This is a genomic window from Rhizobium sp. R634 (assembly GCF_002211305.1).
Taxonomy (GTDB): domain Bacteria; phylum Pseudomonadota; class Alphaproteobacteria; order Rhizobiales; family Rhizobiaceae; genus Rhizobium.
In genome coordinates, this window is sequence record NZ_LOKW01000002.1 from 26538 (window position 1) to 47306 (window position 20769).

The following is a 20769-nucleotide window of genomic DNA, read 5'->3' on the forward strand; positions in this document are numbered from 1 at the left end:
GATGGGCAACCGCCTGCAGGGCAAGAACATCCTGATAACGGGCGCTGCGCAGGGTATCGGTCTTGCGATCGCGAAGGCGTTCATCAGCGAGAATGCGGCCGTCTATCTCGTCGACCGCGATGCGGCGCTGCTGGCCCGGGCAGCGGCGGACCTCGCGAGCACCGGCGCCCGGGTCGGCTATCTGCCGGCCGATATCACCGATGCCGGAACGATCAGGCTGGCGGTTGCCGAGGCGAATGAGGAGATCGGTCCGCTGAACGGGCTCGTCAACAATGCCGGGGTCAACGTCTTCGCCGAACCGCTCGCCACGACGGATGAAGAGTGGAGCCGCTGCTTCGACGTCAACCTCAAGGGCGCATGGAATTGCTGCAAGGCGGTGCTGCCCGGCCTGATCGAACGGGGCGGCGGCGTCATCCTCAATATCGCTTCCACGCACGCCTTCACCATCATTCCGCACACCTTCCCTTATCCGCTGGCGAAACATGCGCTGCTCGGCATGACGAAATCCCTGGGCCTGGAATATGCGGCCCGCAATATCCGGGTGAATGCGCTGGCGCCGGGCTATGTCTCGACGCAGAAGGTGATCGATTACTGGAACAGCTTCCCCGATCCCGAAGCGGCCAAGGCCGAGACGATGAAGCTGCATCCCGGCGGGCGGATCGCAACGCCGGAGGAGATCGCCATGGCGGCGGTGTTCATGATTTCCGATGAGTGCCCTTTCATGAACGCCACCTGCCTGACGATCGACGGCGGCCTCAGCGTGCTGCAGCATGCGGTCTGAGCGGCATTGCCGGCAGGATTTTTACAAGCCTGTCGTCTTCTGCCGATAGAGCGTTATATTGCCTGTCGGGAAGGCTAACCTGATCTCCCGCAGGCTTGGAGCGGCGCCGCCGCTGCCTGAAAGCTCAACCGAAAACAGGAGGACGGCATGCAGATCAATCGTACGGCTTCGGCCCATTGGGCCGGTGGACTCAAGGACGGCAAAGGCCTGATCTCGACGCAGAGCGGCGCGCTGAAGGACTATCCCTACGGCTTTGCAAGCCGTTTCGAAGGCATTCCCGGCACCAATCCGGAAGAGCTGATCGGCGCTGCCCATGCCGGCTGCTTCACCATGGCGCTTTCGTTGATCCTCGGCGAAGCCGGCTTCACCGCCGAGCATATGGAAACCTCCGCCAAGGTGACGCTTGAAAGCGTCGAGGGCGGTTTTGCCATCACCGCCATCCATCTTTCGCTCTCCGGCCGCGTCCCCGGCGCCGATCAGGCGACCTTCACCGAACTCGCCAACAAGGCGAAGGCCGGCTGCCCGATTTCCAAGGCGCTCGCCGCCGTTCCGATCACGCTCGACGTCAAGCTCGCCTGATTTTCGCTGCCGACGAGGAGTGCCGCGCGCTTCCGCGTCGCGGCCCTTTCGTTTTCTCCGGCGCATCGATATCTTTTCCGAAATAGCCGTGGTCAATGGGCCGGGGGAATTGCCTTGACAGCACCCTTCGCGCTCTTGCGGCCTCATCCCTCGAGATTGACAAATGACGTCTGATATTTTACGACTGACGAAATTCAAAAATCGTCAGTCGTAACTCGAGGCATCGAAACTCATGAACGACATTGCGGAAAATACGCTCGACGTCACGCGGCAGGAGAATGTGACCCGCATTCTCGACGCGGCCGAGCGGCTGTTCCGTCACTACGGTTACAGCAAGACGACGGTGGCCGACATTGCACGCGATCTCGGCATGTCGCCGGCCAATATTTATCGCTTCTTCGCTTCCAAGGTGGAGATCCACCAGGCGCTCTGCGGGCGCATGCTCGCCACCGCGTATCAGATCGCCTACGATATCCGCCATCAGCCGATCAGCGCCGCCGAGCGTTTGCGCCTTTACGTCAAGACACAGCATCAGCTGACGCTGGATCTGATGCTCGACGAGATGAAGGTGCACGAGATGATCATCGTCGCGATCGAGCGCGACTGGCACGTCATCGAGAAACATATCGATCGCGTCCATGATCTCATTGCCGAAATCATCGCGGAAGGCATTGCAGCCGGCGAATTCGCCAAGCAGGACCCGGTCGTGGCCTCGCGCTGCTTCGGCGCGGCGACCATCAATCTCTGCCATCCGCAAATGGTCGCGCAGTGTCTTGCGAAAACCAACCGTGCAAGCGTCGACGAACTGATCGATTACGTGATCAGGGCGCTGAAGAAATAACGAGCGGCAGCCGCCGCCGGAAACCCCAAAACGATCCAGGAGTGCGGAAGATGTTTTCGCTCAAGACCCTCAGCAACCGCATGCCGTCCGCCGCAAGCCTCGCGCTCGTCGGCGCCATCGGCATTGGCCTTTCGGCCTGCTCGGAAGAAAAAGCTGAGGTCAAGGAGGTTATCCGGCCGGTGAAGGTCGTCGAGATCGCCAAGGCCGACGATACGCGCAAGCTCGACTATTCCGGCTCGGTCAAGGCGCGCACGGAGATGAACCTCGGCTTCCGCGTCGCGGGCAAGATCACCGAGCGGCTCGTCGATATCGGCGACCGGGTGAGCCCGGGGGATGTCCTTGCCCGGGTCGACGCGACGGATTACCAGTTGGCGGTCAAGACGGCGGAGGCCAATCTCGCTGCGGCCGAACGCGGCGTCGAAACCGCCGATCTCGCCAATAAGCGCGCAGAGCAGCTCTTCGACAAGAGCGTCGCCCCCAAGTCGCAGCTCGAACAGGCCGCACTCAGCCACGACCAGGCGATCTCGCAGCGCGATGCCGCGCTTTCGGCGCTCGATCAGGTGAAGAACCAGGTGAGCTATACCGAGCTCAAGGCCGGTCAGACCGGCATCGTCACATCGATCAATGCCGATATCGGCCAGGTGGTCGGCTCCGGCAGCCCCGTCGTTACCGTCGCCGTCGACGGCGAGAAGGAAGTGCAGATTGCGGTTCCGGAAAACGACATTGCCGAGTTCAAGCCGGGCAAGACTGTTAAGGCCAGTTTCTGGGCGGACGACAGGCTGGTGCTCGACGGCAAGGTGCGGGAGGTCTCCGGCAGCGCCGATCAGCAGTCGCGCACCTTTGCGGTGCGGGTGAGCTTGCCGAACGACCCGCGCATATTGCTCGGCATGACGGCAACGATCGAGGCCGACATCGACAATGGCGAAAGCTATATCTCGATCCCGCTCAGCGCGCTGGCGGAGAAAGACGGCAAGCAGATGGTCTGGACCGTCGACCGCGACACGGCAACCGTGCACGGCCGCGATATCAAGGTTGCCGATTTCACCGGCGACGGCGTGCATGTGACCGAGGGCCTCGATACCGGCGATCTCGTCGTTGCCGCCGGCACCCAGTTCATGAGCGAAAACCTGAAGGTGAAGGTGCCGGACCAGCAGTCGGCCCTGGCCAAGACGGATCAGACGGTCCGTTAAGCGCGCCGTGAAAGGGAACAGGACCATGAACGCCACCACCGAGAAGCGGCCCTTCAATCTGTCGCGCTGGGCGATCGCCCACCCGAGCATCGCCCGCTTCCTCTTCGGGCTGATCATCATCACCGGCGTGCTCGGCCTGATGCGCATGGGCCAGCGCGAGGATCCCGAATTCACCTTCCGCGTCATGGTCGTCCAGGCGCTCTGGCCGGGCGCCTCCATCCAGGAGATGGAAGATCAGGTCGTCAACAAGATCGAGCGCAAGCTGCAGGAAACCCCGCATCTCGACTGGGTCAAATCCTATACCCGGGCGGGCAGCGCGATCATCACCCTGCAGGTACAGGGTGACACGAATTCGCAGGAAGTGGCGGATGCCTTCTACCAGGTGCGCAAGAAGGTCGGCGACATCTCCAGCGAGCTGCCGCAGGGTCTGCTCGGCCCCTATTTCAACGACGAGTTCGGCGATACCTTCATCACGCTGCATTCGATCAGCGGCGAGGGCTATTCCTATCCGGAACTGAAGAAATTCGCGATCCAGGCGCGCGACATGCTCTTGACGACGCCGGGCGTCGAGAAGGCCGTCATCATCGGCGACCAGCCGGAGAAGATCTATATCGACGTCTCGTCCAAGTCGCTCGCCGAGCGAGGTCTCACGATCCTCGACCTGCAGAATGCCATCAAGGGCCAGAACAATGTCGATCCGGCAGGCTCGGTCGACACCGGCCTGCGCTCGGTGCGTATTTCGGTCGAAGGCGACGTGAAGAAGGCGGCCGATATCCGTGAGCTGCGCCTTCGCGCCGGCGGCCAGGTAACGCGGCTTGGCGATATCGCCACCGTCAGTTCCGGGCTCGAGGACCCCTATCAGCGCAAGTACCGTTTCAACGGTCACGAAAGCGTTCAGGTCGGTGTCGTCATGGCCAAGGGCTTCAACGTCACCGATGTCGGCAAGGATGTCGAGGCGACCTACAAGCGCTTCGAGGAGGCGCTGCCCTATGGCGTGGCGGTCGACCAGATCGCCAACCAGCCCGACGTGGTGACGGATGCGATCAGCGAATTCATGCATGCGCTCGGCGAAGCCCTCGTCATCGTGCTCGTCGTCTCGTTCCTGTCGATCGGCTGGCGCTCGGGCCTCGTCATCGCCATTGCCATCCCGCTGGTGCTCGCCGCCACCTTCGCGCTGATGTACGAACTCGGCATCGACTTGCAGCGCATTTCGCTCGGCGCGCTCATCATCGCCCTCGGCCTGCTCGTCGACGATGCAATGATCGTCGTCGAGATGATGGAGCGAAAGCTGGAGGAGGGGCTGGTCAAGGTGGAGGCGGCGAGCTTCGCCTATTCCTCGACCGCCTTCCCGATGCTGACGGGCACGCTGATCACCACGGCGGGCTTCATTCCCGTCGGCTTCGCCGCATCGACGGCCGGCGAATATGTGCGTTCGCTGTTTTACGTCGTCGGCATCGCGCTGGTGACCTCGTGGTTCGTCGCGGTCTATTTCACGCCGTGGCTCGGTTACATGATCCTCAAGCAGCGCCATCACGCCGGCGAGCATCATGACGCCTTCGACACGAGTTTCTACCGCCGGCTGCGCGGCACGGTCGCGTGGGCGGTTCGCCATCGCGTCATCGTGCTGCTCCTGACGCTCGGCACCTTCGTCACCAGTCTCTGGGCCTTCCAGTTCATTCCGCAGAATTTCTTCCCGCAATCCTCGCGGCCGGAAATTCTCGTCGATCTCTGGCTGCCCGAGGGCACCAGCATCAAGGAAGTCGAAGTGCAGGCAAAGGCGCTCGAAGCCAAGATGATGGACGATCCCGACAAGAAGTTCATCGCCACCTATATCGGCGAAGGCGCACCGCGCTTCTTCCTGCCGCTCGATCAGCAACTGCGTAATCCGAATTTCGCCCAGCTTCTCGTCATGGCCAATGACGAGCCGGCGCGCGAACGGCTGATCGTCAAGCTGCGCACGATTCTTGCAGAAGACTTCCCCGAAATCCGGGGCAAGGTCGATCGCCTGTTCCTCGGGCCCCCGACCGGTTGGCCTGTGCAGATGCGTGTCATGGGACCTGACCGCCAGGAAGTGCGCGAGATCGCCGATCAGGTGAAGGCGCGGTTTGAGGCCAATCCGATGCTCGGCGCCATCCATGACGACTGGCTGGAACAGGTGCCGGCGATGAAGCTGGTGATCGATCAGGACCGCGCCCGGGCGCTCGGCGTCACCTCGCAGCGGGTGCGCCAGATGCTGCAGACCGCCATGTCCGGCGCGCCGCTCGACGATTTCCGCGACGGCGAGGAGACGGTCTCGATCGTCGCCCGCGAACCGGATTCCAGCCGCTCGCTGCTGTCGGCGGTCAATTCCGTCTATGTCCCGACGGATTTCGGCGGCTTCGTGCCGGTCTCGCAGGTCGCCAAGGTCGTGCCCGTCATGGAGCAGGGCATCGAATGGCGACGCGACAGACTGCCGACCATCACCGTGCGCGCCACACTGCCCGACGGCGTACAGCCGAACGACGTGGTCATGAAGATGTATGCCGACATGAAGGACCTGCGCGACAGCCTGCCGGCCGGCTACAAGGTCGAGATCCAGGGCGGCGCCGAAGATGCGGCCGAAAGCCAGATGTCGATCGCCGCCAAGGCGCCGATCATGCTCGCCGTCATCATCGTGCTGCTGATGGTGCAGCTGCAGCATTTCGGCAAGGCGATGCTGGTGCTCGCCACCGGCCCGCTCGGCATCATCGGTGCGGCGGCCGCCCTGCTGATCAGCGGCGCACCTTTCGGCTTCGTGGCGATCCTCGGCGTCATCGCGCTGCTCGGCATCATCATGCGCAACTCGATCATCCTGGTCGATCAGATCGATCAGGATATCAAGGCCGGCATGCACCGGCAGGAGGCGATCGTCGGCGCGGCCGTGCGGCGTTTCCGGCCGATCATGCTGACGGCGCTGACCGCCGTGCTGGCGCTGATCCCGATCTCGCGCGGTGTCTTCTGGGGTCCGCTCGCCTACGCGATGATGGGTGGCATCCTCGTTGCGACAGTGCTCACCATTCTGGTTCTACCCGCCGGTTACGCCCTTTTCTTCGGCCGCGAGCCGAAGACAAAGGACGAGCCAGGCCGGGATGCCGACGCCATCCAGGAAGAGGCGGATGCCAGACATCCGCCGGCGTTGGCAGCCGAGTGAAGGCGGCGCGGCGAAAGCCGCGCCGTTTTCCTTTCAAGCCGGGGACCTTCGTTAGAATGTGTCGCCGTGGACTGTCCTCGCGGTCCACCTTCTCTTAACGCGCCGATTCCCTTGCTCTCTCGAAGAAGCTAAGCTGTTGGGGAATGCCGAGGAACCAGCCGCGATCCCGGCCATTCAATGACGGGGAGGATGCGACCATGGCCGATTATCGTCTGGAAACAAGCTGGCACCCGGTCGAAGGCAGTTTCGGGCGCTTGACCTTCACGCTCTTCAATCTTTCGGCCGAGCCTCTGTCCGGCTTCTCGCTCGCCTATACGTCGGAGACGCGGGTTGCCGACAAGCATGTCTGCGACGGCGGCAGCCTCAAGCGGCAGGTCGCGCATTTCCATGAATTCCTGCCGCTCGAGGGGTTAAGCGTGCGGCCCGGCGGGCATTGGCGGTTTACGGTCGAGGGGCTGACCAGAGAGCCGAAACATATAACGGCCGGCGTCAAATCGGCCTATCTGACGCTTGGCGACGGGCGCCATGTCCCCGTCGGGTTCGGCGATCTCATTCTCGAAGGCCGGGACGGCGGCGCGGCGGCGCCGCTGCTGCCGGTGGGCCAAGTCCAGGAACCCTATTCGCTGCTGCCCTGGCCGCTTTCGCTCGGGCTGAAGGCGGGAGAGCTGCCGGTCGTCCTTTATCCGGCCGAGCGGACGCGGCCGGATGCGATCAGGACGCTTTCCCTGGTTCTTGCGCTTTACCAGCGGCTCTATCCTGCCGACAACGCGCCGTTTTCGCTGAGCGCCATCAAAAGCGGGCGCGCCATTCGTTTCGCCACCGAATCGTCGATCGCAGCCTTTGCCTACGAGCTGCGTTTCACCGCCCATGAGATCGTGCTGTCGAGCGCGGATGAAGCGGGGCGGCAATATGCGCTGATTAGCCTGGCACAGCTGCTGCACGGCGCCCGCGCCGATCGCGAGCACTTCAAATTTCCGAATTTCGGCAACATCGCCGACCAGCCGCGTTACGACTGGCGCGGCTGCCATCTCGATGTCGCCAGGCAGTTCTATCCGGTGGTCGACATCAAGCGGCTGATCGATATTCTCGCCTGGAACAAGCTCAATGTCTTCCATTGGCACCTGACCGACGACGAGGCCTGGCGGCTGGAGATCAGGGCCTATCCTGCGCTGACTGAGATCGGCGCGCGGCGCGGGCCGGACGAGGTGCTGGTGCCGCAGCTCGGCGACGGAGCCGAGCCCCGCGCCGGCCATTACACCCAGGACGACGTCAGGCGGATCGTCGCGCATGCCGCTTCTCTGCATATCGACGTGGTGCCGGAAATCGACGTTCCCGGCCACAGCACCGCGACGCTGTTCTCGCTGCCCGAGCTTGTCGACGGGCAGGAGGCGCCGGAGAGCTATCGGGCGGTGCAGGGTTATCCGAACAACGCCCTCAATCCGGCGGTCGAATTCACCTATGAGTTCCTCGGCAAGGTGTTCGATGAGATTGTGGCGCTGTTTCCCGGCGACTACATCCATATCGGCGGCGACGAGGTGGCGCAGCGCGCCTGGCTTTCCTCGCCGCTCTGCAAGGCATTGATGAAGCGGGAGAAGCTTTCCGGTACGGCGGAATTGCAATCCTATTTTCTCAAGCGCGTCAAAGCGCTGCTGTCGGAGCGCGGCAAGAAGCTCGCCGGCTGGAACGAGGTCTCGCATGGCGGCGGCGTCGATCGTGACGGCACGCTGTTGATGGCCTGGGAGAAGCCCGCCGTCGGCATCGAGCTGGCGCAGCAGGGCTACGACGTGGTGATGACGCCGGGCCAAGCCTATTATCTCGATATGGCGCAGGCCGAAGCCTGGGACGAGCCCGGAGCGGCATGGGCCGGTTATGCGCCGCCGGAACATAGCTATGCTTACGAGGCCGCCGGCGAATTGCCGGAGGTGCTGCAGGAAAAGGTGCGCGGCATCCAGGCCTGCATCTGGACTGAAAATTTCATCTCGCGCGCCTATTTCAACCGGCTGGTTTTCCCGCGCCTTCCTGCCGTCGCCGAAGCCGCCTGGACGCCCTTGGAGCGTAAGGACTGGGATCGTTTCGCGGCGATCGTGCGGATGTGGCCTAGGCTTTAGGAAGCTGCTGTTTCGGCTTTCAGTCCAAGAAGAGCAGCGCCGATCAGGCCCGGCTCGATGCGGCATTGGCTCGGCACCACCAGCGGGCGGTCGAATTTGCGCAGGGTGCGGGTGCGCACGGCGTGGTCGAGTTCGGCAAGCAGCGGCTCGACATTGGAAAGCCCGCCGCCAACCGGAACAATGGTGGCGCCGGTGATGTTGATCGTCAGCGCCAGGGGCGAGGCGACGAGATCGACATAGACGTCGATGGTGCGCGTCGCCTTCTCCTCACCCTGCCGCCACTCTCCGATGATCTCCTCGCTGGAAAGGTCGAGATCGTGCAGCGTCTTGTGCAGGCGCTCCAGGCCCCGGGCGCCGCCGACGGTATCGACACAGCCCTTCTGGCCGCAGCCGCAGGCATAGGCGGGAATGGCGGCGGGCGGATTGCCGGCCGCCGAGGCGATGATCGAGCCGTGACCCCATTCGCCGGCGAAGCCGCCGGCCTCGTTGACGAGGCGGCCGTCGGCTACCAGCCCACCGCCAACACCGGTGCCGAGGATCGCGCCGAAGACGATGCGGTGGCCGCGGCCGGCGCCGAGACCGGCTTCGGCCATGGCGAAACAATCGGCATCGTTGGCGATCAAAACAGGCAGATCGAGCTCGGCTTCGAGATCGGCCGCGAGCGTGCGGCCATGGATGCAGGGAATGTTGGCGCAGGTCAGCCGCTGCGTATCGGGATCGACGACGCCGGCGATGGAGAGCGCGATGCGGCTCGGCTGTTCGCCGGTCTCGGCGATGATGCCGCGCAAGGTCTCGACGAAAGCGGCGAAATCGTCCTTCGGCGTCGGGCGGCGGCCGAGGGGGACGATGTCTGTCTCGGAGCGGGCGATGCCGCCCTTGATGGCGGAACCGCCGATGTCGAATGAAATGATCATTGCACTCTGCCGTCTCTCTGGTCGCAAGCGTCTGCTCGCACTGTTGCAGTGGAATTACAAGCCTGCATTCCTTCTGCCGCCGTCGCTGCGCAACAAAGGAGCGATGATCGAGTTTAAATCGCTACAGGCTCGTCCTCATCGGTATCCTGTCTCATAAGTCATTCAATTGGCATATTGCGCAGCCAAAATCGCAGCCTACATTTCCACCATCCACCGGTATTATGACCATCGAAAACGCCGAATCCCAGAGACGCAGAAGACCACGTCCACCCCGCGCCAAGGGCCGCCGCCTCTCAGCCGTCCTGCGGCAGCTGGCCGGCGACCGGAGCCGGGAATGGATTTCGATCGGCGATCTGTTCCAGACCATGGGCGACAGGGCGATCAGCGCGCTGATGCTGATCTTTGCGCTGCCGAACGCCTTTCCCACACCGCCCGGTACCTCGGCGGTGCTTGGGGCGCCGCTGGTTTTCCTGGCGGTGCAACTGACCTTCGGGCTGAAACCCTGGCTGCCGAAGGCGATTGCCAACCGCTCGATGCGGCGGGAGGATTTCGAGACCATCGTCGGGCGCATTCATCGCTGGCTCGCCTGGGCCGAGCGCATGCTGAAGCCGAGGCTTGCGATCTTCGCTGAGCCGCCGGCGGAATATTTCGCCGGTCTCGCATGCCTGCTGCTGTCGATCGTGCTGGTGCTGCCGGTTCCGCTCGGCAATATCCTGCCGGCAATCACGATCTCGGTCTTTGCTTTCGGCATATTGGGGCGCGACGGGCTATTCGCGCTTGCCGGTTTCATCATGACAGCCGTATCGCTCGTCATCGCCGGTGGCGTGATTTACGGTCTGGCGAAGGCGGCGATCTATCTCGTCATGCGATGGTTTGCCTGAGCGGCATCGGTTATTTCACGGGCTCGGTTGCAACGGGCTCGACATTTCCAGGAATTTTGTTTTGATCTGGCGCGATACAGACTCAAAAATCATGTTCGACGGCAGCAAGCCGGCTCACTTTGTGCGGTAGGCATTCAATGGCAAAAAGATCCGAGACCCCTGGACGGCTCGACGATGCGGCACGTGCCGGCTGGCTTTATTACGTCGCCGGGCGCACGCAGGATGAAATCGCGGCTTCGATGGGGATCTCGCGGCAATCGGCGCAGCGGCTGGTGTCGCTGGCGGTCGCCGAACGTCTCATCAAGGTGCGGCTCGACCATCCGATCGCGGCCTGTCTCGAGCTGGCCAACCAGCTGCGACGGAAATTCGGGCTGAAACATGTGGAGGTCGTGCCGAGCGACCCCGGCTCCTCATCGACAACCGTCGGCATCGCCGAGGCGGCTGCCGCCGAGATCGAGCGCTGGCTGAAGCGGCCGGAGCCGATCGTGCTTGCGGTCGGCACGGGCCGCACACTGAAGGCGGCCGTCGACCAGCTGCCGGCAATCGAATGTCCCGGCCACCGCATCGTTTCGCTTACCGGCAACATCGCGCCGGACGGATCGGCCGCCTATTACAACGTCATCTTCAGCATGGCGGATGCAGTGAAGGCGCGGCATTATCCGATGCCGCTGCCGGTGCTCGTCACGTCGGCGGAAGAGCGGGAACTCTTGCACGGCCAGCAACTCGTGCGCTCGACGCTCGACATGAGTGCGCAGGCCGACGTCACCTTCGTCGGCATCGGCGAGCTTGGCATCGACGGGCCGCTCTGCGTCGACGGTTTCCTGGAAAAGGACGAGATGATGCAGCTGATGCGCGGCGGCGCTGCAGGCGAGATCTGCGGCTGGATCTTCGACGCCGACGGCAGGCTGATCGACAACCCGATCAACGAGCGCGTCGCCTCCGCGCCGATCCCGTCGCGCGAGTCGTCGACGGTCATTGGGCTCGCCAAGGGCAAGCGGAAATACAAGGCGATCAGAGCCGCCGTCGTCGGCCATCAGATCAACGGCCTGATCACCGACGAGGATACGGCTGAGTTTTTGCTCAAGAACTGAGCCAAAAATTTCGTATTTTAGATCAATGAGATAGGCATTCTCTTCGGCATCGCAGCATCGAATGCCGATTGACATTTTTTGTCGCTTGGTGAGTAATTGCCCATGAGCAAAGCGAATGCTCACATCTCGTCTTCTGGGAGGAAGATATGACATTGAGAACTTTTCTGCTGGGCGCCTGCTCAGCACTGGCGTTTGCCGGCATGGCTTCGGCCGAGACGCTGACAATCGCGACCGTGAACAACGGCGACATGATCCTGATGCAGAAGCTGACGGATGACTTCAAGGCGAAGAATCCCGGCATCGACCTCGAATGGGTCACCCTCGAAGAAAACGTGCTGCGCCAGAAGGTTACGACCGACATCGCGACCAAGGGCGGCCAGTACGACGTTCTGACGATCGGCACCTATGAGGTTCCGATCTGGGCGAAGCAGGGCTGGCTGCTGCCGCTCGACAATCTTGGCGACAGCTACGACGTGAATGACCTGCTGCCGGCAATCCGTAGCGGCATTAGCCAGGATGGCAAGCTTTATGCGGCTCCGTTCTACGGCGAAAGCTCGATGGTCATGTACCGCAAGGACCTGTTCGATGCCGCCGGGCTGAAGATGCCCGACGCTCCGACCTGGGATTTCATTGCCGACGCTGCCCGCAAGATCACCAACAAGGACAAGGAAATCTACGGCATCTGCCTGCGCGGCAAGGCCGGCTGGGGCGAGAACATGGCTTTCCTGACGGCCATGTCGAACTCCTTCGGCGCGCGCTGGTTCGATGAGCAGTGGAAGCCGCAGTTCGATCAGCCCGAGTGGAAGGACACGCTGACCTTCTACGTCAACCTGATGAAGGATGCCGGCCCTCCGGGTGCTTCCTCCAACGGCTTCAACGAAAACCTGGCGCTCTTCCAGACTGGCAAGTGCGGCATGTGGATCGATGCGACCGTCGCTGCCTCCTTCGTGAGCAACCCGAAGGATTCCACCGTCGCCGATAAGGTCGGCTTCGCACTCGCCCCGGACAAGGGCCTCGGCAAGCGCGGCAACTGGCTCTGGGCCTGGAACCTCGCCATCCCGGCAGGCTCGCAGAAGGTCGAAGCCGCCGAGAAGTTCGTCGCCTGGGCAACGAGCAAGGATTACACCAAGCTGGTCGCCGAGAAGGAAGGTTGGCTGAACGCACCTCCCGGCACCCGCACCTCGCTCTATGAGAATGCGGAGTACCAGAAGGCCGCTCCCTTCGCCAAGATGACGCTCGACTCGATCAACTCGGCCGATCCGACCAAGCCGACCGTCAAGCCGGTCCCCTATGTCGGCGTCCAGTTCGTGGCGATCCCGGAATTCCAGGGCATCGGCACGGCCGTGGGCCAGCAGTTCTCGGCAGCCCTTGCCGGCCAGATTTCGGTCGATCAGGCACTGCAGAGCGCGCAGCAGCTCGCGACCCGCGAAATGACCAAAGCCGGCTACATCAAATAAAACCTCCTGAGCCAAGAGGCGGATACTTGACAATCCGCCCCTCTGGGCCGCCGATCGCCCGAATTGCATCGGCGGCCACCTTTTTCAGAGAAAATTATCCTGCGACCGGCCCCCGCGTCAGATCAGATCGGTGATTGCCATGGCAACTTTACACACACGCTCCGCAGCGCGCCTGATGATTGCACCTTCCGTGCTTTTCCTCTTCGCGTGGATGATCGTCCCGCTCGCGATGACGATCTACTTCTCGCTGTTGAACTACAATCTGCTCAATCCCGGGATGGAAAGCTTCGTCGGCTTTCTGAACTACGAATATTTCCTATCCGATCCGGCCTTCTTCGCGGCGCTGGTCAATACGCTGCTGCTCGTCGCCGGCGTGCTCGTGATCACCGTCATCGGCGGCATCGCCTTCGCGCTGCTGCTCGATCAGCCGATGTACGGGCAGGGGATCGTGCGTATCCTCGTCATCGCGCCGTTCTTCGTCATGCCGACGGTCGCGGCGCTGGTCTGGAAGAACATGTTCATGAACCCGGTCAACGGCCTCTTCGCGCATCTTGCCAAGGCATTCGGCCTGCAGCCGATCGACTGGCTGGCGAATGCGCCCCTGTTCTCCGTCATCCTCATCGTCGCCTGGCAGTGGCTGCCCTTCGCCACCCTCATCCTGTTGACGGCGCTGCAGTCGCTCGACGAGGAGCAGAAGGAAGCGGCCGAAATGGACGGCGCCGGGGCGATCTCGAAATTCATCTACATCATCCTGCCGCACATGGCCCGCGCCATCACCGTGGTGATCCTGATCCAGACGATCTTCCTGCTTTCGGTCTTCGCCGAAATCCTCGTCACCACCAATGGCGGGCCGGGCACCGACAGCACCAACCTCACCTATCTCGTCTATGCGCAGGCGCTGCTGCAGTTCGATATCGGCGGCGCTTCGGCGGGCGGCATCGTCGCGGTCGTGCTTGCCAATATCGTTGCGATCTTCCTCGTCCGCCTCGTCGGCAAGAATCTGGAGGCTTGAGATGGCTCGAAAAGTCACAACCCAGCGCAAGGTCATCGTCACCGCGATTGCCTGGACGCTCGGCATCCTGATCTTCTTCCCGATCCTCTGGACGTTCCTGACCAGTTTCAAATCGGAAGCCGACGCCATCGCCTCGCCGCCGCAGTTCCTGTTCTTCCACTGGACGACGGAAAACTATGCGGAGGTGCAGAGCCGGTCGAATTATCTCAGCCACTTCATGAACTCGGTGGTCATTTCCTTCGGCTCGACGCTGATCGGCCTGATCATCGCGATTCCGGCCGCCTGGGCGATGGCATTCGCGCCCACCAAGCGGACCAAGGACGTGCTGATGTGGATGCTGTCGACCAAGATGATGCCGCCGGTCGGCGCGCTCATCCCGATCTATCTGATGTTCCGCAATTCCGGCTTGCTCGATACGCGCACCGGTCTGGTGATCGTGCTTACCCTCATCAACCTGCCGATCATCGTCTGGATGCTCTACACCTACTTCAAGGAAATTCCCGGCGAGATCCTCGAAGCGGCGCGCATGGACGGGGCGTCGCTGATGAAGGAGATCATCTACGTGCTGACGCCGATGGCGGTGCCGGGCATCGCCTCGACGCTGCTCCTGAACATCATCCTTGCCTGGAACGAGGCGTTCTGGACACTCAACCTCACCGCCTCGAAGGCAGCGCCGCTGACGGCCTTCATCGCCTCCTATTCCAGCCCGGAAGGCCTGTTCTACGCCAAGCTCTCGGCTGCCTCGACGATGGCGATCGCGCCGATCCTGATCCTCGGCTGGTTCAGCCAGAAACAACTCGTCCGCGGCCTGACCTTCGGCGCAGTGAAATAAGAAAAGGGAGAGAAACATGGGCAGCATTACCCTTCAGAAGGTTTCCAAGGTCTTCGGCGAAGCCAAGGTCATCCCTTCGATCGATCTCGATATCAATGACGGCGAATTCGTCGTCTTCGTCGGCCCGTCGGGCTGCGGCAAGTCCACGCTGCTCCGGCTGATCGCCGGTCTTGAGGATGTGTCCGGCGGCAAAATCGTCATCGACGGCAGGGACGCCACCGAAAAGGCGCCATCGGAGCGCGGCCTCGCGATGGTGTTCCAGTCCTATGCGCTTTATCCGCATATGAGCGTGCGCAACAACATCGCCTTCCCGCTGAAGATGGCGGGCGTCGATAAGGCTGAGATCGACCGCAAGGTGACGGATGCCGCCCGCGTGCTCAATCTCACCGATTATCTGGAGCGCAAGCCGCGTCAGCTTTCCGGCGGCCAGCGCCAGCGCGTGGCGATCGGCCGCGCCATCGTGCGCCAGCCTTCGGCCTTCCTCTTCGACGAGCCGCTGTCAAACCTCGACGCAGCGCTGCGCGTCAACATGCGCCTCGAAATCAGCGAACTGCATCAGCAGTTGAAGACGACGATGGTCTACGTCACCCACGACCAGGTCGAGGCCATGACCATGGCCGACAAGATCGTCGTCTTGAACAGGGGCAATATCGAGCAGGTCGGCTCGCCGCTCGAACTCTACAGCCGCCCGCGCAACCTTTTCGTCGCCGGCTTCATCGGCTCGCCGAAGATGAATTTCATCAAGGGCCAGAACGCGGCCGAGCTCGGCGCCCATACGATCGGCATCCGTCCCGAACATGTGCTTTTGTCGATGGAAAGCGGCGACTGGAAGGGCAGGGTGGTGGTGGCCGAACATCTCGGTTCCGACACCTTCCTGCATATCGATGCCGACGGCATCGGCATGGTGACGGCGCGCGGCAGCGGCGATTTTGCCGCCAAGGCGGGCGACACGGTCTACCTGACGCCGGACCGTTCGCGCATTCACAAATTCAACGAGGGCGGCCTCGCCATCTGAGGCGGGCAGCCGGCTGGGGGCAGGCATGCGAGCCGGGCGATGGCGCCCGACCGTCTCGGCAAGACCTTCAAGAGGACTGAAACATGACGTGCAAACTATCGCTGGCAACGCTTTCGGACGCAGCGCGCACTGCCGCCGTCCCCTCCTATGACAGGGCGTCGCTGAGAGCCGGCATCGTGCACTTCGGCGTCGGCAATTTCCACCGCGCCCACCAGGCGATCTATCTCGACGATCTCTTCAACCAGGGCGCCGATCATGACTGGGCGATCGTCGGCGCCGGCGTGCTGCCATCGGATGCCGCCATGCGCGAAAAGCTTGCGGCGCAGGATTTCCTGACGACGGTGGTGGAGCAGGACAACAACAAGACCGCGGCGCGCGTGACCGCGCCGATGATCGACATCCTGCCGGTCGGCGATCCCGCCGCGACCATCGCGAAGCTTGCCGATCCTGAAATCCGCATCGTCTCGCTGACGATCACCGAGGGCGGTTATTTCATCGACGCGTCCGGCACGTTCAATCCGGCGCACCCGGCGATCGCCGCCGACGGACAAAATCCGGATGCGCCGAAGACGGTCTTCGGCCTGATCGTCGCCGGCCTTAAGGCGCGCAAGGACAAAGGCCTCGTACCCTTCACCGTCATGTCCTGCGACAACATTCCCCATAACGGTGTCGTCACCGCCAATGCCGTGATCGGCACGGCAGCGCTTTCCGACCCAGCCCTTGCCGATTGGATCCGGGCCAATGTCGCCTTCCCGAATGCGATGGTCGACCGCATCACGCCGGCGACCGGCCAACGGGAGATCGATTTCCTCCGCGACAATTTCGACATCGAAGACAACTGGCCGGTCTATTGCGAAGAATTCAAGCAGTGGGTGCTCGAAGACAAGTTCACCGCCGGCCGGCCGGCGCTGGAAAAAGTCGGCGTCACCTTCGTTCCCGACGTCACGCCTTACGAGCATATGAAGATCCGCATCCTCAACGGCGGGCACGCGGCGATCGCCTATCCGGCGGCGCTGATGGACATTCATTTCGTGCATGATTCCATGGAAGATCCGCTCATCCGCGCCTTCCTGGCGAAGCTTGAGAAGGACGAGATCATCCCGATCGTGCCGCCGGTGCCGAACACCTCGCTGACCGATTATTTCGCGCTGATCGAACATCGGCTGCTCAATCCGAAGATTGCCGACACCATTCCGCGGTTGGCGCAGGACGGCTCGAACCGCCAGCCGAAATTCATCCTGCCGTCGACGCTCGACAATCTCCGCCAGAACAGGGATATCGTTGGTCTGGCGCTGGTCTCGGCGCTCTGGTGCCGCTATTTCGCCGGCAAGACCGACAGCGGCAAGGATATCGTCTTCAACGACGCCAGCGCCGATCGGCTGCATGCTGCGGCGCTGAAAGCCAAGGACGATCCCGCAGCCTTCCTCGCCTTCGACGACATTTTCGGTGAGGTGGCAAAATCCGAACTTTTCCGCAAGCGTTTCGCCCATGCGCTCAAAACCCTGTGGGAAAAGGGCACGCGGGAGACCTTGCAGCTCTATCTCGACGGCAAACTGGCAGTGTAGGAATCGGCATGGCGGCATCCATTGCCGCCGTCCATCCGGCCTTGCGGGTACAGCGGGTCGCGTCCGAATCGAACTCAGGTTGGGTCTTTCATGGCTGATGCTGAACCACGGCTGGTCATCTTCGATTGCGACGGCGTGCTCGTCGACAGCGAACCGATCTCGATCAGCGTTCTCGTCGGTGCGATGAACGATCTCGGCGTCTCGATCACCGAGGATCAGGCCTATGAGCGGTTTCTCGGCCGCAGTCTCTCGACCCTCATCGATACGCTGGAAACCGAATTCAACGTCCATGTCGGCGAGGAATTCCTCGAGCGTATCCGCACCGATCTCTATTCGCGTTTCCGCACCGAACTGAAGCCGATCGAGGGTATCGCGGCAACGATCGACGGGCTCGGTATTCCCTGCTGCGTCGCCTCGTCCAGCCAGATGGAGCGGATCCGGCTGTCGCTCTCCGTAACCGGACTTCTCGACAAGCTGCCCGATATCTTCAGCGCGACGATGGTCAAGCGCGGCAAACCGGCGCCCGATCTCTTCCTGCATGCGGCCCGGCAAATGCATGTGGAACCGGCTTCCTGCCTCGTTATCGAGGACAGTCCGGCCGGTATCGCGGCGGCCAAGGCGGCGGGTATGACGGTCTTTGCCTTCACCGGCGGATCGCATGCCAATTTCGCCGGATACCGCGCCGAACTCGACCGGCTTTCGCCGGAAGCGGTGTTTGACGCCATGCCGGATTTGATACACCTTGTCCGCAACCATAAGCTGGACGGGACCAAATCTTGATGCGTGATCATGTGGTTGCGGTGGATATCGGCACCGGCAGTGCGCGTGCCGGCGTCTTCGATGCACGCGGCCGGCTGCTTGCCAAGGCCGAGCAGACGATCATCATGAACCGGCCCCGTGAAAACCATGCCGAGCATGATTCCGAGGATATCTGGTCGGCCGTCTGCACGGCGGTGCGCCGCGCGATGGAGCAGTCGGGCATTGCTGCGGCTTCGGTCGGAGCAATCGGTTTCGACGCCACCTGTTCGCTCGTCGTGCGCGACGTCGAAGGGCGGCAGATCAGCGTTTCGACCGGTGGCGAGAAACGTTTCGACACGATCGTCTGGCTCGATCACCGGGCGCTGAAGGAAGCCGATTTTTGCACGGCGACGGAGCACAGAGTGCTCGAACATTCCGGCCATGTGATGTCGCCGGAAATGGAAATGCCGAAGCTGATGTGGCTGAAGAAGAAGCTGCCCGCCACGTGGGAAAAAGCCGGCTACTTCTTCGATCTCGCTGATTTCATGACGTGGAAATCGACCGGATCGCTTGCTCGTTCGCGCTGCACGCTGACGGCGAAATGGAACTATCTCGCCCATCTCGAAAAAGGCTGGCAGCAGGATTTCCTGGAGCGGATCGGCCTCGAAGATCTTCAGGCGCGCGGCAATCTGCCGGATGAGACCGCGCCCGTCGGAGACAGCGTCGGCCGGCTGACGCCCGATGCAGCCCAAGCACTTGGGCTCACCGTCGATTGCCACGTCTCGGCCGGGATGATCGACGCTTATGCCGGCGCACTCGGCGCGCTCGGTGGCTATGCCGCCGATCCCGTCAAACGCGAGCACCAGCTGGCGCTGATCGCCGGCACGTCGAGCTGCATCGTCGCCTTCTCGCAGGAGCGCAAGCCGAGCCACGGCATGTGGGGGCCCTATTACGAGGCGGTCTTCCCACAATGCTGGCTGGTGGAGGCCGGGCAATCGGCGACCGGGGCGCTGCTCGATCACATCGTGCGCATGCACGCGGCCGGCGGCGAACCGACCTCGGCGCTGCATCAGAAGATCGTGAGCCGGATTGCCGAATTGCGGGCCGAGGAAGGCGATGCCTTCGGAGAGCGCATTTTCGTCCTGCCGGATTTTCATGGCAATCGCTCGCCGCTTGCCGATCCGCATGCCGTCGGCGTCGTTAGCGGGTTGACGCTCGATGTCTCCTTCGACGGGCTCTGCGCGCTTTATTGGCGGACCGCCGTGGCGATCGCGCTCGGCATTCGCCATATCCTGGAGAGGATGAAGGACTACGGCTACGTGCCCGATACGCTGCATATCGCCGGCGGGCATGTGAAGAACCCTGTATTGATGGAGCTTTATTGCGACGCCACCGGCTGCAAGGTCGTGGTGCCGAAGATGAACGAGGCGGTGCTGCTCGGCACGGCGATCGCGGCATCCGTCGCCTGCGGCCTGCATAAGGATTTGGCGGCGGCCGGCGAGGCGATGTATCCAGGCGGCGAGGAGAGGCTCCCCGACAAGTCAAAGCAGGCGCTCTACGACCGCGATTACCGTCGCCTTCTCGCCATGTACCGGCATCGCGCCGAGCTGGAAGCGATGCAGTAAGCAATTAAAGGGATGCGCAATCCCGGACGCGAAACCGCTTTTACACTGTCGCTTAGTGACTGACGGTCTCGCCGAGGACTGTCGCGAATTCCAGCATGCGGCGGCGGCGAAGCGCGGCCTCCTCTCCGACTGCGAGAATGACGGCCTCCGACAGGCAATCGAGCAACGCGATCAGCGGCGGAAGATTGTCGAGATCGGGAGCGCGGGCGGCCGGCAGCGGCAGCATGACGTTCGACTGGTCCGCCATCCAGTCCGCATGTTGCGGCGAAATCAGCACGACCTTATAGCCGTAACGCCGTGCGGTCCTGGCAAGCAGCCGCGCCTTGGCGAAGCGGCGACAATCGATGATGACGAGCAGCGCATCGTCGACCGCCAGCCGGGCAAAGAGTTCGGCAAAACGGTTTTCGGCGCCGTCGAGCGTGCGCACGCCGTCACGGGCCTGCGTCAGGCGCTGACAGAAATGATTGGCGAGGCTTGCGAGCCGCGCATGCGTGACGATCGACACTTCGCGGGCCGTGCTGATCAGGCTGACGGCTTCGGACCAGTTCGGCTGCGCCGTCAGATGATAGATGTGATGGAGCGCCTGGATCTGTTCGGCGACCAGCACGGCCAGCGGCTTGCCCTCCGCCGCGTCCTGATGCAGCTCGGTCATGGCGCTCTGCAATTGCGCCGGCGACGTCGCGACGGTCTCGCGAATCTCGACCTTGACGCTGTCCAGCCCCTGATAGCCGAGGGCGCGCAGGAAGCGCCCGACGGTCATCGGCGACAGATCCAGCCTGTCGGCGACGGACGCAGCCGTCTCGAACGGCAGGTCGTTCAGATGTTCGGAGAAATATTTCGCGATACGACGCTCAGCAGGCGTTCCCGTTTTTGCGTATTGTCTGAGCTTCTGCACAAAGTCTTCCACATCAGCCTCCCCCGTCTTTCCTCAGAGGCGTTCCGCGGATGCGCTGTTGCGACCCCTTGTCTTT

At 62.5% G+C, this 20769-nt stretch carries 17 protein-coding genes; 15 read left to right on the forward strand and 2 right to left on the reverse strand.

Features of this window, described 5'->3' with window-relative positions:
• Position 1: 1 nt before the first annotated feature.
• The 6 genes from ATY77_RS04400 to ATY77_RS04425 all read left to right on the forward strand — a co-directional run bounded on the left by ATY77_RS04400 (position 2) and on the right by ATY77_RS04425 (position 8668).
• On the forward strand, positions 2-781 hold the full coding sequence (locus ATY77_RS04400; RefSeq protein WP_088686476.1) for an SDR family oxidoreductase: 780 nt from the start codon (positions 2-4) through the stop codon (positions 779-781).
• Between the two features lie 147 nt (positions 782-928).
• Positions 929-1360 (forward strand): OsmC family protein, encoded by a 432-nt coding sequence (locus ATY77_RS04405; RefSeq protein WP_088686289.1) that lies wholly within the window; start codon positions 929-931, stop codon positions 1358-1360.
• A gap of 232 nt (positions 1361-1592) precedes the next feature.
• Complete coding sequence (locus ATY77_RS04410) at positions 1593-2201, forward strand: TetR family transcriptional regulator (protein WP_088686290.1); 609 nt, start codon at positions 1593-1595, stop codon at positions 2199-2201.
• A 50-nt stretch (positions 2202-2251) separates the two neighbouring features.
• A complete protein-coding gene (locus ATY77_RS04415; protein ID WP_088686291.1) occupies positions 2252-3391 on the forward strand; it encodes an efflux RND transporter periplasmic adaptor subunit in 1140 nt (379 codons plus the stop codon).
• A 25-nt stretch (positions 3392-3416) separates the two neighbouring features.
• Positions 3417-6560, forward strand: a complete 3144-nt coding sequence (locus tag ATY77_RS04420; protein WP_088686292.1) for an efflux RND transporter permease subunit — start codon at positions 3417-3419, stop codon at positions 6558-6560.
• 197 nt (positions 6561-6757) lie between these two features.
• Positions 6758-8668: a family 20 glycosylhydrolase gene (locus tag ATY77_RS04425; protein ID WP_088686293.1), complete on the forward strand. Its 1911-nt coding sequence runs from the start codon at positions 6758-6760 to the stop codon at positions 8666-8668.
• Here the strand turns inward: ATY77_RS04425 and ATY77_RS04430 are convergent.
• Positions 8665-9582, reverse strand: a complete 918-nt coding sequence (locus ATY77_RS04430; RefSeq protein ID WP_088686294.1) for an ROK family protein — start codon at positions 9580-9582, stop codon at positions 8665-8667. The two genes, ATY77_RS04425 and ATY77_RS04430, sit on opposite strands and share 4 nt — an antisense overlap.
• A gap of 302 nt (positions 9583-9884) precedes the next feature.
• Here ATY77_RS04430 and ATY77_RS04435 point away from each other — a divergent pair, with 302 nt between their 5' ends.
• The 9 genes from ATY77_RS04435 to ATY77_RS04475 all read left to right on the forward strand — a co-directional run bounded on the left by ATY77_RS04435 (position 9885) and on the right by ATY77_RS04475 (position 19798).
• Positions 9885-10463 carry an exopolysaccharide biosynthesis protein gene (locus ATY77_RS04435; protein WP_190233748.1) on the forward strand — a complete coding sequence of 193 codons (579 nt, stop codon included), beginning with the start codon at positions 9885-9887 and terminating at the stop codon, positions 10461-10463.
• Positions 10464-10600: 137 nt separating this feature from the next.
• Complete coding sequence (locus ATY77_RS04440; protein ID WP_088686295.1) at positions 10601-11554, forward strand: sugar-binding transcriptional regulator; 954 nt, start codon at positions 10601-10603, stop codon at positions 11552-11554.
• A 146-nt stretch (positions 11555-11700) separates the two neighbouring features.
• A complete protein-coding gene (locus ATY77_RS04445; RefSeq protein ID WP_088677762.1) occupies positions 11701-13011 on the forward strand; it encodes a sugar ABC transporter substrate-binding protein in 1311 nt (436 codons plus the stop codon).
• A gap of 139 nt (positions 13012-13150) precedes the next feature.
• Entirely contained in the window at positions 13151-14023 is an 873-nt protein-coding gene (locus tag ATY77_RS04450) for a sugar ABC transporter permease (RefSeq protein ID WP_088686296.1), read from the forward strand.
• Position 14024: 1 nt separating this feature from the next.
• The gene (locus ATY77_RS04455; RefSeq protein WP_088677764.1) at positions 14025-14855 is read left to right on the forward strand and encodes a carbohydrate ABC transporter permease; all 831 of its coding nucleotides are present in this window, start codon (positions 14025-14027) and stop codon (positions 14853-14855) included.
• Positions 14856-14871: 16 nt separating this feature from the next.
• Complete coding sequence (locus ATY77_RS04460) at positions 14872-15870, forward strand: ABC transporter ATP-binding protein (RefSeq protein WP_088677765.1); 999 nt, start codon at positions 14872-14874, stop codon at positions 15868-15870.
• A gap of 83 nt (positions 15871-15953) precedes the next feature.
• Complete coding sequence (locus ATY77_RS04465; protein WP_088686297.1) at positions 15954-17435, forward strand: mannitol dehydrogenase family protein; 1482 nt, start codon at positions 15954-15956, stop codon at positions 17433-17435.
• A 90-nt stretch (positions 17436-17525) separates the two neighbouring features.
• Positions 17526-18215: an HAD family hydrolase gene (locus ATY77_RS04470; protein ID WP_088686298.1), complete on the forward strand. Its 690-nt coding sequence runs from the start codon at positions 17526-17528 to the stop codon at positions 18213-18215.
• Positions 18215-19798 (forward strand): FGGY-family carbohydrate kinase, encoded by a 1584-nt coding sequence (locus ATY77_RS04475; protein WP_088686299.1) that lies wholly within the window; start codon positions 18215-18217, stop codon positions 19796-19798. The genes ATY77_RS04470 and ATY77_RS04475 overlap by 1 nt, the downstream gene beginning before the upstream one ends.
• A gap of 52 nt (positions 19799-19850) precedes the next feature.
• Here ATY77_RS04475 and ATY77_RS04480 read toward each other — a convergent pair whose 3' ends face one another.
• Entirely contained in the window at positions 19851-20705 is an 855-nt protein-coding gene (locus ATY77_RS04480) for a MurR/RpiR family transcriptional regulator (RefSeq protein WP_088677769.1), read from the reverse strand.
• Between the last annotated feature and the right edge of the window lie 64 nt (positions 20706-20769).

What these genes read in the sequence shown, in the direction of transcription:
- ATY77_RS04455 (WP_088677764.1), top strand. Translation starts at nt 14,025, where the DNA reads ATGGCTCGAAAAGTCACAACCCAGCGCAAGGTCATCGTCACCGCGATT.
- ATY77_RS04475 (WP_088686299.1), top strand. Translation starts at nt 18,215, where the DNA reads ATGCGTGATCATGTGGTTGCGGTGGATATCGGCACCGGCAGTGCGCGT.
- ATY77_RS04425 (WP_088686293.1), top strand. Translation starts at nt 6,758, where the DNA reads ATGGCCGATTATCGTCTGGAAACAAGCTGGCACCCGGTCGAAGGCAGT.
- ATY77_RS04460 (WP_088677765.1), top strand. Translation starts at nt 14,872, where the DNA reads ATGGGCAGCATTACCCTTCAGAAGGTTTCCAAGGTCTTCGGCGAAGCC.
- ATY77_RS04445 (WP_088677762.1), top strand. Translation starts at nt 11,701, where the DNA reads ATGACATTGAGAACTTTTCTGCTGGGCGCCTGCTCAGCACTGGCGTTT.
- ATY77_RS04465 (WP_088686297.1), top strand. Translation starts at nt 15,954, where the DNA reads ATGACGTGCAAACTATCGCTGGCAACGCTTTCGGACGCAGCGCGCACT.
- ATY77_RS04470 (WP_088686298.1), top strand. Translation starts at nt 17,526, where the DNA reads ATGGCTGATGCTGAACCACGGCTGGTCATCTTCGATTGCGACGGCGTG.
- ATY77_RS04400 (WP_088686476.1), top strand. Translation starts at nt 2, where the DNA reads ATGGGCAACCGCCTGCAGGGCAAGAACATCCTGATAACGGGCGCTGCG.
- ATY77_RS04430 (WP_088686294.1), bottom strand. Translation starts at nt 9,582, where the DNA reads ATGATCATTTCATTCGACATCGGCGGTTCCGCCATCAAGGGCGGCATC.
- ATY77_RS04450 (WP_088686296.1), top strand. Translation starts at nt 13,151, where the DNA reads ATGGCAACTTTACACACACGCTCCGCAGCGCGCCTGATGATTGCACCT.
- ATY77_RS04405 (WP_088686289.1), top strand. Translation starts at nt 929, where the DNA reads ATGCAGATCAATCGTACGGCTTCGGCCCATTGGGCCGGTGGACTCAAG.
- ATY77_RS04410 (WP_088686290.1), top strand. Translation starts at nt 1,593, where the DNA reads ATGAACGACATTGCGGAAAATACGCTCGACGTCACGCGGCAGGAGAAT.
- ATY77_RS04415 (WP_088686291.1), top strand. Translation starts at nt 2,252, where the DNA reads ATGTTTTCGCTCAAGACCCTCAGCAACCGCATGCCGTCCGCCGCAAGC.
- ATY77_RS04420 (WP_088686292.1), top strand. Translation starts at nt 3,417, where the DNA reads ATGAACGCCACCACCGAGAAGCGGCCCTTCAATCTGTCGCGCTGGGCG.
- ATY77_RS04440 (WP_088686295.1), top strand. Translation starts at nt 10,601, where the DNA reads ATGGCAAAAAGATCCGAGACCCCTGGACGGCTCGACGATGCGGCACGT.